We start from the raw sequence: 13,226 nt of genomic DNA on the forward strand, positions 1-13,226 counted from the left end.
GGGGAAAGCGCTTCACTCTCCCGGGTACCGCTCGCAGGTGCGTGCGGACAGCCGCCGCAGTGGAGTGCGGGGCGGGCGGTGTTGGCCGGGGTGGAGATCGGCCGGGGGCCGACGGGGCGTCATGCTGGGCGGGCCAGTACGACCGGCCGACCGAGGGGACCGAAAATGAGCACCACCGCCGCGAAGCGCTGGACCGTCAGTGCGCCGGAGGCCGGGGACCATCCGGCCTGGCGCGAGCTCTTCCGCGGGTACTGCGCGTTCTACCGGGTGCCGATGCCGGAGGAGAAGGCCGAGCTGGTGTGGTCCTGGCTCAACGACCCGGCGCACGAGCTGGAGGGGCTGCTGGCCCGCGACGCCGACGGGACACCGGTCGGGCTGGCGCACTTCCGGCCGTTCTCCCGTCCGCTGCACGGGGCGGTCGGCGGCTTCCTGGACGACCTGTTCGTCGCTCCCGAGGTGCGGGGCGGCGGGGCGGTGGACGAACTGCTGGCCCGGCTGCGGGAGATCGCCGCGGAGCGCGGGTGGAGCACCATCCGGTGGATCACGGCGGACGACAACCACCGGGCGCGCAGCAAGTACGACCAGGTCGCCACCCGGACGATGTTCGTCACCTATGACATGGCCCCAGAGAGCACGGACTCCTGAGGGTTCCTCGGACCCTGGAACGTCAACGTGTCGTCAACCGGGGCGCCTGACCGGTTCGCGTGATCAAGTCGCCGGACATTCGTTCGGACTTTCTGTTATCGGCCCTCCGCCGGGGGGTCTCCCAGGTGTCGGCACCCGACCAGCCGACCTGGACAGAAAGCAGTGGCCACGTGAACAGCGACGACAGGACGACCATCGGCCCGGTGACCGGCAGCGGGGACGGCGGTCACGGCCGCCCGGGTGGCCGGGCCGCGCGGCGGGCCGCCGCCCAGCGGCACCAGGGCCGCGGCCGTCGGGGGCGCAGGCGTGGCGGCTTCGTGCCGGTGACGGCGGTCGTCGCCGCCGTGGCCGGGACCGGGCTGCTCGCCGCGCTGGCCGGGGCGGGGTACGCGGCGTTCGACGGCAAGCAGTCGGACCGGGACCTCGCCGGGCAGGCGGCCGCGGCCGACTCGCTGGTCGCCGCCGAGCTGGGGACCCACGACGGCATCCAGGTGCCGGGCACCGGGGGAACCAACCCCTCGGGCTCCGCGCTGCCGGCCGGCAGCCCGACGGCGACCGGCCCGGCGGCCACCCCGAGCGCGACCGCCACCGAGACCGCCGGTGCGACCGCCTCGGCCTCCCCGACGGCCGCGCCCACCGCGACGGCGACCGCGAGCGCCCGGCCCACCGCCACCGCGAAGGCGAGCCCGACGGCCACCCGTACGGGCGCGAACGGTGCCGGGGCCACCGCCCAGCGGGCCGCCGCCGCCCCTGCGGCCGCCCCGGCGGGCGGCGGCCCGAACACCTCGTACGCGCAGCAGGTCGTGGACCTGGTCAACGGCGAGCGCGCCAAGGCCGGTTGCGGTCCGGTCAGCGCCGAGCCCCGGCTGGCGAGCGCGGCCCAGTCGCACAGCGACGACATGGCCGACCGCAACTACTTCGACCACGCCAGCCCCGAGGGCTACCACGCCGACCACCGGATCGAGGCCACCGGCTACCGCTGGAGCACCTGGGGCGAGAACATAGCCCGCGGTCAGAAGGACCCGGCGGCGGTGATGGACGCCTGGATGAACAGCCCGGGCCACCGCGCGAACATCCTGAACTGCTCCTTCACGCAGCTCGGGGTGGGTGTGCGGACCGGCGCCAACGGCCCGTGGTGGACCCAGGTGTTCGCCGCCCCGGCCTGACCGGGCCCCGGCAGAGGTTCCGTCCGGGACCGGGCACGGTTCCGATCGGGCCCCGGCCCCGCTCCTCACACGCAGTCCGATTTTCCGATTCCGCTCACATTGTTGTTATCTGATCACTCCCCACAGGTCTCCCAGGAGGCAGCGGCGGACGGAAACACGGCAAGACGGAGTGCGGACCATGAACGCTGATGTGCAGAACAGGACCGGGACGACCCTGGTACGTGCGGCGCAGGCAGGTGACCGGCAGGCCCAGGAGGCCCTGGTCGCCGCCTGGCTGCCGCTCGTCTACAACGTGGCCGGCCGCGCCCTCGGCGGCCACGCCGACGTGGACGACGTCGCCCAGGAGACCATGATCCGGGCCCTGGACGGCCTCGACGGGCTGCGCGAGCCGGAGTCCTTCCGGTCCTGGCTGGTCGCCATCACCATGAACCAGGTCCGCCGCCGCCATGCCGCCGGACAGCAGCAGCCCACCGTCGGCGGCTTGGACGAGACCTGGGAAGTCGCCGACCCCCGGGCCGACTTCACCGACCTCACCATCCTGCGGCTCGGCCTGTCCGGCCAGCGGCGCGAAGTGGCCGAGGCCACCCGCTGGCTGGACCCGGACGACCGCGAGCTGCTCGCTCTGTGGTGGCTGGAGGCGAGCGGTGAACTCTCCCGTGCCGAGCTGGCCGAGGCCCTGGACCTGAGCCCGCAGCACGCCGCCGTCCGCGTCCAGCGGATGAAGAAGCAGCTGGAGGCCGGCCGGGTCGTGGTCCGCGCCCTCGGCGCCTATCCGCGCTGCCCCCAGCTCGCCGAGGTCACCGTGGGGTTCGACGGCACCCCGAACTCGGTCTGGCGCAAGCGGATCGCCCGGCACATCCGCGGCTGCGCCGGCTGCGACGGCCTCGGCCGCGACCTCTTCCCCGCCGAAGGCCTGCTGGCCGGCCTCGCCATGGTCCCGATCCCCTCGACCTCGCCCACCCTGCTGCACCTCCAGCACACCGCGGCCACCGCCGCGACGGCCGGGCACTCCGCCACCGCCGTAGGTGCGGCGGGCACGGGCCCGGGCGCGGCGGGTACCGGCACAACGGGCACAGCGGGTACCGCGGGCACAACGGGTACCGCCGGCGCCGGTTCGGGCACGGGCTCGGGTGCGGCCACCGGTACCGCCAGCGGCTCGGGCGGGCACGGCGGTTGGGCCGGCGCAGCCGCCCGCAAGGCCGTCCTGGCGAGCGGCGCGGCCGCCGCGGTGGCGGTCACCACCCTGGCCCTGGTCTGGCCGAACCACGGCGAGCCGCCGAGCACGGCGGCACCCGAACCCAGCACCCCGGCCGCCGCGATGGACACCCCGGCGGCCCTGCCCGCGACCCCGTCGGCCACTCCCACGCCCACCCCGACGCCCACGCCCAGCGAGACCCCGACATCCACGCCGACGCCCACGCCGACCGCGACCCGGTCGGCCACCGCCGCGCCGCCGCCCAACCCGGAGCGGCAGCTGGTGGACCTGGTCAACGCCGAACGCGCCAAGGCGGGTTGCGCCCCGCTGCGGATCGACCCCCGGCTGCACAGCTCCGCCCAGAAGCACGCCGACGACATGGCCGCCCGCGGCTTCTTCGACCACGTCAACCCCGACGGCGTCCGCCCGGACGCCCGGATCACCGCGGCCGGTTACCGCTGGTCCCAGTGGGGCGAGAACCTCGACCGGGGCCCGACCACGCCGGCGGCCGTCTTCGCCCGGTGGATGGACGGCGGCATCCACCAGTCCAACATGCTCGACTGCGGCCTCAAGGACATCGGCGTCGGCGTCGCCGCCAGTCCGGCGGGCACCCTGTGGACCCAGGACCTCGGCGCCCCGATGTCCTGACGCACCCCCGTCCGTCCTGACCGCCGGTGCCGGTGCCGGTGCCGGCGGCGGGCGGCGGCGCGGTCGTTTCCGGCCAACTTCTTGACGTAACCATGCCAGCTCTATTGGATCGTTCCAAGTACGGTTAGGGTCGCACCAGCTCCCCAATCCGGCGCCGCGCGGCCGTCCGTGCGGCGCCTTCCGGACCTGCCGATTGGACTGGTGTGAAGTGAACGGACTGCGTCACCGAATCCGCAGCCGACTCGCCTCCCTGGCCGGGGTGGTCGCCCTGCTGGCGGCCGTCCTCGCCGTCCTCGCCGTCCTCGCCGTCCTCGCCGGCGTCACCGCCGGAACGGCGAACGCCGCGCCCGCCGCCGCGCCCGCCCGCGCCGCCGTGTCGGCCCAGGCCGCGGCGGGAATCGGGTGGATCTGCAACGGAGCGCCCGTCACCCCGGGCTACGTCCTCACCAGCCACACGAACAGCGGCTGCAACGGCGCCGGCATGTGGTGGCAGACACCCGTACGGGACGGGATCTGGACCTGCGCCACCTCCCCGATCCCGGCCGGGTACGTGCTCTCCGGCCACAACCCCACCGGCTGCGACGGCTACGACTCCTGGTACATGCGGCTGCCCGTCGACGGCCTGTGGACCTGCGGCACCTCGCCCATCCCGCCCGGCTACGTGATCACCCAGCACGCGGGCAGCGGCATGGGCTGCGCCAACATCGACGCCTGGTTCATGCAGCGGGCCAGGGACGGCCTCTGGGTCTGCGCGGGCTCGCCGATCCCGCCCGGCTACGTGACCACCGGCCACAACATCAACGGCTGCGGCGGCATCGGCTCCTGGTTCGAGGTGGTCGCCAGGCCCGGCCTGCTGGTCTGCCCCAACGTGCCGATCCCGCCGGGCTACCGCCTCGGCAACTACAGCGGCAGCGGCTGCAACGGCCTGGGCGGCTGGTACCTGCTCCTTAGCTGACCGCGACTCACCCGACCGCCCCGGACCGGGTCCGGGGAGGGGAACCGCTCGACGGCCGCACCCGTCCCCTCCCCGGGCCCCTGACCCGCACCCCGTCGGCGAACCGGCCCCGGGTCAGGGAACCTCCGGCCCCGCCCGGGTCCGTTTTCGGCGCTCGACGCGGATGCCGGTGATCACGGCGGCGGCCAGGCTGGCCGCGATGATCGCCTCGGCCGAGAAGAACGCGATGTAGTCGAAGAGCGAGCCGATCGGCGGCGCGCCCGGTGCCGCGTTGCGCAGACCGACCAGCGCGAACGGGGTCGCCGCCATCCAGCCGAGGGCGGGCCGCACCAGGCCCAGCCCGGCGCGGTGCAGCACCTCCGCACCGACCATGACGGCCAGTGCCAGTACCCACATCGCGCCGATCATGAACCACACCAGGATCAGTGTGCTGCGCGCCCGGCCGGCCCTCGCCTCCAGGACCACCGTGCCGGCCGCCGGGCCGTCGGCGCGGGGGTGGACGGCGAAGAACGGGTCGGCGTCGGCGAACACCAGACCGACGGGTACGGCGCCGCTGCCGTCCGAGGCCGAGAAGCCGACGGTGAACCGGTAGCGGTCGAAGGGGTAGTCGGTCGCGGTGCCGCCGTAGAGGCCGGCCTGCACGAGCTGCGGCGCCGCCACCTCCCCGGGCGCCGTCCGCAGGACCGTCCTGGTGATCCCGCCGACCGTGATCTCCACCTGGCGGGTGAAGGCGGACGGGCCGGGGCCCTGGGCCAGGGACCCGTGCGGAACGGCCACGACGGACAGCGCCAGGTGCGCCCCGCCGGGGTCGAAGTCCTGGGACGCGACGTTCAGTTCGACCCAGTCGGGGGTGCCCGGCGTCGCGAGCGCCCGGCTCTGCTGCCGGGTCTCACGCTCGTCGGGGTAGAGCGTGGCACCCGTGCCGCAGGCGAGGCCCAGGAGCAGGACGGCGAGGACGAAGCGGTTGCCGCGCAGCCTGGCGAGGACGCCCATCTCACGGCGCGATCTCGAACGGGGGCGGCTTGAGACCCGCGAGGCAGCCCTTGTCCGGAGCGGTCGGGGTGTCGAAGAACGACCGCGTGATCGACTGCGCGCAGGGCGAGTCCGCGAAGACCACATGGGCGACGTAGGGGATCGTCAGCGCCGTGGACCGGCTCAGCGTGCGGGCGGCGTACGCCCCGCTGCTCGGTGCGGTCTGGGCGTCGAACCCGCCGGACAGCACGAGCGTCGGTATGTCGCTGTACGTCACGTCCCGGACCGAGTCGTCCGCCGCCGGCACGTCCCAGGCCCGGCAGTCCGGGTGGAGGAAGGCGAGCAGCGGGGCGTTGGCCACCACCGACCGGGGGAAGGACGGGAACGCGCGGTGCCCCGCCCGGATCACCTCGGCCCGGCTCTCGAACGGCGTCCACTCGCCGCAGAAGACGCCGTACGCGAGCCCGTGCGAGAGCCTGCCGACGGCCTGCGGGCTGAGCTTGCCGCCCGCCCACTGCTCGGCGATCCGCTGCGGCTTCCCGTGGGCCAACTCGTCGATGGAGCGGGGCACTCCGGCCGCCACGTGGGTGGCGGAGACCAGCCAGTTCACCAGGGCCCCGCCGTCCAGCACGATCTCGGCCGGCTCCGGGCGGCCCGGAACGGGGACGGTGGTGGTGACCGGGTCGTCCTCCAACTGGACGACGAGCCGCTCGAAGGTGCCCTTCAGGTCCGGGTAACGGGCGTTGCAGGCGGGCTGCTCGGCGCAGGCGTCGAACAGGCCGTCGAAGCCCTCGCGGGCGGCCCTCCAGGTCACGGCCCCGCCCGCCAGGGACGGCGGCAGCACGCCGTCGATGCCGACCGACCGGATGCCCTTCGGGTGCAGGCGCATGTAGAGCAGGGCCAGGTCGGTGCCGTACGAGATGCCGAACACGTTCCACTGCTCGACGCCCAGCGCGACGCGCAGGTCCGCGTAGTCGGCGGCGCTCTCGGTGCTGTTGTACGCGCCGAGGTCCACCCCGCGGGCCTCCAGTTCGTCGTGGCAGGCCCGCGTCGCCCCGACGTGCCGGCGCCCCGTGGACCGCGAGTTGTAGCGGAGGGCGAGGGCGCGTGCGTTGAACCCGTCGATGCCGGGGCAGGTGAGCGCCGGGTCGGCGGAGTACGTGCCCCGCTGGGACATGAAGATCACGTCCCGGTCGCGGTTCAGGTTGCCGTCGAGCGCGAGCTGGATCTCGGAGACCGCGTCGTCGCCCGGACCGCCGGCGAGCCACACGATCGGATCGTCCGCCGTTCGGTGCGCGGCCGGCACTGTCGCGACCCCGAGGGTGATCTTCCGCCCCTCCGGGCGGCTGCGGTCCTCGGGCACGGTGAGCGTTCCGCAGCGGGCCCCGTTCAGCCCGGGGGTCGGATCGGCCGTCCTCGGGCAGTGGCCGGGCTGGTAGTGGGCGTGGCCCACCGTCCGGGCGACCGTGCCGAGGGGCTCCCCGGCGCCGGACCCGGCTCGGGCGGGCGGCGCGGCGGGGCCGGTGACGAGGATGCCGGCCGTGGCCCCGGCCAGGGTGGTCAGGAGTCGTCGCGCGGCGCGCCGGTGACCGGCTCGCACCGGACCGACCGCCCCCGGGAGCGCCGGAGCGGCTGCGGCGAGGGCCGCCCCGGTCCGCGGTCCCCGGCGGGGTCGCCGTCCGGACCGCCGCCGCGCCCGTATTCGTCCGGACCCGCCGTTCCCGTGCCCGGACGACGGGGCACCCGTGCTGTCGCCGTGTCCCAGCATGAGGTCTCGTCTCTCTCAAGTCCCCGGAAGGGCGGCGCCGCGCGATTCCGGCAGCCACCGCACAGTTCGCACGGGGATCGCGTAGCCCAGCCTGGGTCTACGGAGAGACGTCCACCACTCGAGGGCTCCACACGGAGGAGCCGGACCTTCGTGGAAAGGAGCGGCCCTACGCGGGCGTGACCGGCGTCAGGCCGTCCACCGTGCCGGTCACGAACCCGGTGGGCCGGCCGACCACGCCGCCCGCGTCGCCGACCTGGCCGGGCACCGCGTCCGTTGCGCCGGTCACCGGGCCGGGCATTCCCTCCTGGCCGCCGACGGCACTGGCGTGCGCACTCGGCGCGGTGAGGGAGGCCACGAAACCGACCGCGATCGAGGCGACGGCGAGCATGCTGCGCTTCTTCATGGCCGGTCCAACGACCGTGCGCCGCAAGGGTTACGGGTGGTTCCGTCCGCTTCTGCTCAGCGGTCCTGCGTCCCGGCGTCGCCCATCATCACCACCGGGTGCGGGGCCGGGCCCAGAGCGAGCAGCGGGTCCCGCATCCGGTCCGCGCTCGTGCTCCCCCGCGGGAGGGCCACGGGCGGGGTTGGACGGCCCGCGTGCCGGCCGGGGCCAGGCCGGGCGGCACGCGGGCCGTGGGGACCACCATGGCCCGCCGGACCGGGGACGGCCAGGGGCGCACGGGGGCGCCCGGGGTTGCAACGCGGCGCGATCGGGCGGGCGAATCGCGGCAGAGCGTCCGAAAGTCGACCGGAGTCCGCGAAGCGCGTCAGATCGTCCCCGACGCCTCCTGCGCGCCGGGCCCCGCCGCCCGTTCGCCGGCGGCCGGGACGGCGCCCACCGGCGCGACCGTCCAGTCCGGGTGGCCCGGCATCGGCGGGGTGCGCCGCCCGTACAACCAGTCGTCCAGGAAGCCCCGGAGGTCCTGCCCCGAGACCTCGGAGGCGGTGCGCACGTAGTCCCGGGTGGTGGCGTTGCCGTAGCGGTGCTCGCGCAGGAAGGTGCGTTCGATCCGGTCGAAGGTCGCCGCTCCGACCTTCTCCCGCAGCGCGAACAGCACCAGCGCGCCGCCGGTGTACCGCTGGCTGTCGAAGAGGTTGTCGGCGGTGGGGGAGGCGACCGGCCCGGCGTCGTGCCGCCACTGGTCGCCGAGGCCGTAGAGCATGCGCATCCGGTCGACCAGGGTGGTGTGGCCCCAGGCGTCGGGCCAGCCGCGCTCGTAGCGGTAGAGGAGGCCGTAGTAGTCGGCGTGGCCCTCGTTGAGCCACAGGTCGGCCCAGGTGGCGGGGGAGACGCTGTCGCCGAACCAGGAGTGCACCAGCTCGTGCATCATGTGCGAGCCGATCGCCGGCTCGGCCTGGCGCAGGAAGCCCGGCTTGTAGAGGGTGAGGGTCTGGGTCTCCAGTCCGGTGAAGCCGAAGGCCGCCGGGTCGTCGGTGTTGGCCGGCAGGATGCCGTAGGACTCGAACGGGAACGGACCCAAGTGCTGCTCAGCCCAGTGGAGTTGGTCGGCGGTGAGGTCGAGTGCGGGGGTCAGCTCGGCGAGCCGGGCGGTGGGGACGACGTCGCGCAGCGGCAGCCCGCGCGGGCCGGTGCGCTCGCGGACGGTGTAGTCGCCGACCGACACCTGGACGAGTTCGGTGGCCATCGGCTCGCGGGAGACGTAGTGCCGGGTGGTCCGGCCGTCGCCGAGCCGCTCGGTCTGCGTCAACTCCCCGTTGGCGACGCCCAGGAGTGCGTCCGGGGCGGTCACCGCGACGGTGAAGCGGGCCTTGTCGCTCGGGTGGTCGTTGCAGGGGAAGACGGTGTGGGCGCTCGCGGGCTGCCCGGCCACCGCGAAGCCGTCGGGGGTCGGCACCCAGCCGGTGTGCGGCAGCGCGGCGCGCGGGTCGGCGGTGTACTCGACGGTCAGCCGCGCGGTGGCGCCACGGCGCAGCGGACGGGCCGGGGTGACGGTCAGCTTCTCGCCGTGGGTGGCGAACCGCGCCGGGCGCCCGTCGACCCGGACGGCGTGCACGTCCAGCCCGAGCGAGTCCAGCTCCAGGTGGGCGAGGGTGCGGGAGAGCCGGGTGGTGATCACCGCGGTGGCGTCCACTGTCCGGCTGCCGGGCCGGTACTCGAAGGACAGGTCGTAGTCGAGCGCGCGGTACCCGGTGTTGCCGAGCGCGGGGAAGACCGGATCGCCCAGCCCGCCCGCGGCAGTGGCCGACGGGACGCTCGCGGACAGCAGCGCCGCACTGAGCACCAACGCCAGGGCGAGACCGACACGGGGCCTGAACAGGGCGATCACCACACTTCGACGGAGGAGGGGGCGGGACCGTGCGACGGTACGCGTGCGACGGACACCGGGCACGGACCCTAGTGGTCCGTCAGACCCAGCGGGGCGGCTCCGCCCGAACCGTGACGACACGCGGACATCCCCCGTACGGACCACGGTGCTGGCGGCACCCCGGGGCCGGGGCTAACGTTCGAAGTGCTTCGTCCCCTGACGGACGGGGCCACGGCCGTCGGAGAACCTGGCCAGGTCCGGCGGCCGTACTCCTGTGCTCCGACGCTTGCCCGGCCCGCTGACGGCTCCTGCTCCTCGGCGCTCTGACGGCTCCTCGGGCGCACCCCGTAGGCTGGCGCCCGAGACGACGCCCGCGATCCGGATGCCAGGAGCCGCCGTGACCAGCCCCGCTTCAGCCGTAGTGGTGATCGGCGAGTGCGTCGCCGACATCGTCCGCACCGACGGCGCCCCCGACCGGGTGCACCCCGGCGGCAGCCCGGCCAACCTCGCGTACGGCCTGGCCCGGCTGGGCCGCCCGGCCGTGCTGGTCACCGAACTCGGGCCGGACGCCAACGGGCGGCTGATCCGCACCCACCTGGAGTCGGCCGGGGTCGAGGTCCGCGCCGCCGAGGTGGCGCGGACGCCCTCGGCGCTGGTGCGGCTGGACGGTCAGGGGCGGGCGCAGTACACCTTCGACATCGGCTGGACCCTCCCGCCGACCGAGCTCTCCGAGGCCCCCGCCGCGATCCACCTCGGCTCGATCGGCGCGGTCACCGAACCGGGCGCGGCCTCGGTGCTGGCCCTGGTGCGGCGCTGGCGGGGCCGGACGCAGGTCAGCTACGACCCGAACGTGCGCCCCGCGCTGATGGGCGAGCGGGCGGAGGCCGTCCGCCGGGTCGAGCGCTGCGTGGCGCTCAGCGACCTGGTCAAGGCGAGCGACGAGGACCTCGGCTGGCTCTACCCCGGCGAGCCCGTCGAGGCCGTCGCCGAGCGCTGGCTCACCCTCGGCCCGGCCGTGGTCGCCGTCACCCTCGGCGCGGAGGGCGCCGTCGCGCTCACCGCCGAGGGCCGCCGGGAGCGGGTGGCGGCCGTCCCGGTACCCGTCGCGGACACGGTCGGCGCCGGCGACTCCTTCATGGCCGCCTTCCTGCACGCCCGTGCCTGCGGTGCCGACCTCGCCGACTGCCTCACCCGGGCCGTCACCGCCGCTGCCGTGACCGTCTCGCGCCCCGGCGCCAACCCGCCCTCGGCTGCCGAACTGGCCGACGCCCTGGGGCGCTTGGCGGACGCCGACGCGGTGTCGAGCCGTACCCGGCCGTTCGACTCCGCTACCGGGACGCCGCGGTGAGCTCCTTGCCGTACCAGATCTCGGAGTAGGGCCCGGTCTCGCCGTACGCCGGTATCTCCCGGTAGCCGTTGCGCAGGTAGAGGGCGCGGGCCTCGACCAGGTCGAGGCGGGTGTCGAGGACGATCCGCTCGGCGCCCATGGCGCGGGCGGCCTCGTCGACGGCGGCGAGCAGCCGGGCGCCGCCGCCGGTGCCGCGCAGGCCTGGGCGGACGAAGACGCGGGTGAGTTCGACGGTGGTGGCGTCGTGGCGCCGCAGGCCGGCGCAGGACTGGGCGGCGCCGTGGTAGCGGCCGAGCAGGAACAGACCGGTGGGGGCGGTCAGGTCGTCGCTGGGGGAGTCGGCGAAGCCGGCCTCCAGCTGCTCCGGGGTGCCCTCCCGGCCCAGGTGGAGGCGGTAGTAGCGGTTGGCCACGTCGTAGTAGTACTCGCGCAGCAGCGCCTCGGCCTCGGGGGAGGTCACGTCGGCCGTGGTGACGGTCCAGAGATCGGAGCGGCTGGGCGCGGTGTCGGTCATGCGCGCATGATCCGCTTCCCGGGGCCGTGACCGCAAAGGGTTTTTCGTGCCGGTTCCGGAGGGTCGGCAAAGGAACGGCAAGGCGACCGGCGCGCCGTTGCCCCGGGTGGGTGACGGGGGGATTGGCGGAGGCGTACGGCGGGGGAGCAGTAGCAGCTATGAACGGACCATCAGTTTGTCGTAACAGTGCGGGTTCGAGGACGAGCCGGAAGCGGACCGGCCTGCTCGCGGCCGTCTGCCTCACCGCCGTGGTCGCGGGCTGCGCCGCCCCCGCCGCCCAGCCGGAGCCCTCCCCCACCGGGGGAGCTTCCGCAGCGCTCGGGGCCGTGCCGCTGAAGGTCCCCGGGCTGGCCCGTCAGGAGGAGGAGGGCAGTGGTGAGGCGGACGCCCGCCAGGCGGACGCGGCCCGCGCCGCCCTGGAGGCCGCACAGCGCTGGGGCCTCGACCGCCCACCGCTGAAGGCCCCGCCCCGCCCGGCGACCAGGACGGCGCTCACCCCGGTGCAGGGCGTCAAGCTGAAGGACGGCCGCCCGCCCGTGGTGTTCCGGGTGCCGATCCAGGAGAAGGTGGTCTTCCTGACCATCGACGACGGCTTCGAGAAGGACCCGGAGTTCTCCCGGATGGCCCGGGAACTGGGCATCCCGGTCAGCGCCTTCCTCTCCGACTACCTCGTCCGCGACAACTACGGCTACTTCCGGGACCTGCACCAGCAGGGCGTGGAGATCAACAACCACACCATCAACCACCGCAACCTCAAGGTCCTCGACTACGAGACCCAGCGCCAGGAGATCTGCGACCAGCAGGACCAGCTGGAGCGGCAGATCGGCGTCCGCCCCCGGCTGTTCCGGCCGCCGTACGGCGAGTACAACGACGACACCCTGCGCGCGGCCGCCTCCTGCGGGGTGCAGGCGGTGCCGCTGTGGAACGAGGAGGCCTTCCCGGACCACATGGAGTGGCGCTACGACGACCGCACCCTTCACCCGGGCGACATCATCCTCACCCACTTCCGCGGCATCTCCGACTGGAAGGCCACCATGCCGGACCTGCTGCGCAAGGTGGTCAACGACGTCACCGCGGCCGGCTTCTCGCTGGGCCGCCTCGACGACTACCTGTAGGGCCTCAGCCGAGCGAGAGGGCGTCGAGGTACACCCAGGCGCCCTCGTGCCGGACGAACCGGCTGTGCTCGGTGAGCACGCCCTCCTCGCCGCCCTCCGTCCAGTGCGCCCGGAAGGCGACGGTGCCCTGGGCGTGGAAGGCGCCGCCCTCGCTGGTGGAGACGACCTCCAGCCGGGTCCAGCGCAGCGCCGGGTCGAAGTCCACCTCGGCGGGCCGGGTGTCCGGGTGCCAGGTGCGCAGCAGATAGGCCTCGTCCTGCGCGGCGAACGCGCTGAACCGGGAGCGCATCAGCGACTCGGCGGTGGTGGCCTTCGCCTGGCCGCGGTGCAGCCGGCCGCAGCAGTCGCCGTAGGCGGCGGACGAACCGCACGGACACGGGGAGGAGGGCAGCAGCCGTGGAACGGCGGGGCGGGGCGCGGAACGACGTCGGGACATGCCGTCCATTGTCCCCCACGGCCGGCGGCCGCACGCCGGGCCCGTCCCCCGGTCGGGAGGGACGGGCCCGGCGGGTCCTACTCGGGGCGCCTGGAGGAGTAGTTGAACTCGGGGCTGCCGAGGTGGCACGTCATCCGGAGCCAGAACGGCGTCATCATCCCGGTCGCCCGGGCGCCGGTGGTGTTCCCGAGGTCGAC

Annotated in this window: 12 protein-coding genes; 6 read left to right on the forward strand and 6 right to left on the reverse strand. The window is 74.6% G+C overall.

The window, feature by feature from the left end; genetic code table 11:
- The first annotated feature begins 165 nt into the window (after window positions 1-165).
- The 4 genes from BOQ63_RS38220 to BOQ63_RS38235 all read left to right on the forward strand — a co-directional run bounded on the left by BOQ63_RS38220 (window position 166) and on the right by BOQ63_RS38235 (window position 4,609).
- Complete coding sequence (locus tag BOQ63_RS38220; RefSeq protein ID WP_030285162.1) at window positions 166-645, forward strand: GNAT family N-acetyltransferase; 480 nt, start codon at window positions 166-168, stop codon at window positions 643-645.
- 170 nt (window positions 646-815) lie between these two features.
- A complete protein-coding gene (locus BOQ63_RS38225; RefSeq protein ID WP_051746938.1) occupies window positions 816-1,811 on the forward strand; it encodes a CAP domain-containing protein in 996 nt (331 codons plus the stop codon).
- A 178-nt stretch (window positions 1,812-1,989) separates the two neighbouring features.
- The gene (locus tag BOQ63_RS38230; protein ID WP_150476282.1) at window positions 1,990-3,654 is read left to right on the forward strand and encodes a sigma-70 family RNA polymerase sigma factor; all 1,665 of its coding nucleotides are present in this window, start codon (window positions 1,990-1,992) and stop codon (window positions 3,652-3,654) included.
- Between the two features lie 208 nt (window positions 3,655-3,862).
- Window positions 3,863-4,609: a hypothetical protein gene (locus BOQ63_RS38235; protein WP_050366989.1), complete on the forward strand. Its 747-nt coding sequence runs from the start codon at window positions 3,863-3,865 to the stop codon at window positions 4,607-4,609.
- A gap of 114 nt (window positions 4,610-4,723) precedes the next feature.
- On the opposite strand, the gene BOQ63_RS38240 is transcribed toward BOQ63_RS38235, so the two are convergent.
- From BOQ63_RS38240 to BOQ63_RS38255, 4 genes are all read right to left on the reverse strand, one after another.
- Window positions 4,724-5,602, reverse strand: a complete 879-nt coding sequence (locus tag BOQ63_RS38240) for a DUF4436 family protein (RefSeq protein WP_072655820.1) — start codon at window positions 5,600-5,602, stop codon at window positions 4,724-4,726.
- A gap of 1 nt (window position 5,603) precedes the next feature.
- Window positions 5,604-7,181, reverse strand: a complete 1,578-nt coding sequence (locus tag BOQ63_RS38245) for an alpha/beta fold hydrolase (RefSeq protein ID WP_223886163.1) — start codon at window positions 7,179-7,181, stop codon at window positions 5,604-5,606.
- Window positions 7,182-7,515: 334 nt separating this feature from the next.
- The gene (locus tag BOQ63_RS38250) at window positions 7,516-7,752 is read right to left on the reverse strand and encodes a hypothetical protein (protein ID WP_030285176.1); all 237 of its coding nucleotides are present in this window, start codon (window positions 7,750-7,752) and stop codon (window positions 7,516-7,518) included.
- A gap of 364 nt (window positions 7,753-8,116) precedes the next feature.
- The gene (locus BOQ63_RS38255; RefSeq protein ID WP_454131752.1) at window positions 8,117-9,637 is read right to left on the reverse strand and encodes a M1 family metallopeptidase; all 1,521 of its coding nucleotides are present in this window, start codon (window positions 9,635-9,637) and stop codon (window positions 8,117-8,119) included.
- 376 nt (window positions 9,638-10,013) lie between these two features.
- Here BOQ63_RS38255 and BOQ63_RS38260 point away from each other — a divergent pair, with 376 nt between their 5' ends.
- Complete coding sequence (locus BOQ63_RS38260; protein ID WP_223886164.1) at window positions 10,014-10,964, forward strand: carbohydrate kinase family protein; 951 nt, start codon at window positions 10,014-10,016, stop codon at window positions 10,962-10,964.
- Here the strand turns inward: BOQ63_RS38260 and BOQ63_RS38265 are convergent.
- Window positions 10,945-11,478, reverse strand: a complete 534-nt coding sequence (locus tag BOQ63_RS38265; protein ID WP_030285182.1) for a GNAT family N-acetyltransferase — start codon at window positions 11,476-11,478, stop codon at window positions 10,945-10,947. The genes BOQ63_RS38260 and BOQ63_RS38265 overlap by 20 nt on opposite strands.
- A 158-nt stretch (window positions 11,479-11,636) precedes the next feature.
- On the opposite strand from BOQ63_RS38265, the gene BOQ63_RS38270 reads away from it, so the two are divergent.
- Window positions 11,637-12,593: a polysaccharide deacetylase family protein gene (locus BOQ63_RS38270; RefSeq protein WP_191093627.1), complete on the forward strand. Its 957-nt coding sequence runs from the start codon at window positions 11,637-11,639 to the stop codon at window positions 12,591-12,593.
- A gap of 4 nt (window positions 12,594-12,597) precedes the next feature.
- Here the strand turns inward: BOQ63_RS38270 and BOQ63_RS38275 are convergent, their stop codons facing one another.
- Window positions 12,598-13,029, reverse strand: coding sequence for a YchJ family protein (locus BOQ63_RS38275; RefSeq protein ID WP_030285186.1), 432 nt, complete (start codon window positions 13,027-13,029; stop codon window positions 12,598-12,600).
- Window positions 13,030-13,226: the final 197 nt, after the last annotated feature.

The organism is Streptomyces viridifaciens (assembly GCF_001888885.2).
Classification (GTDB): domain Bacteria; phylum Actinomycetota; class Actinomycetes; order Streptomycetales; family Streptomycetaceae; genus Kitasatospora; species Kitasatospora aureofaciens.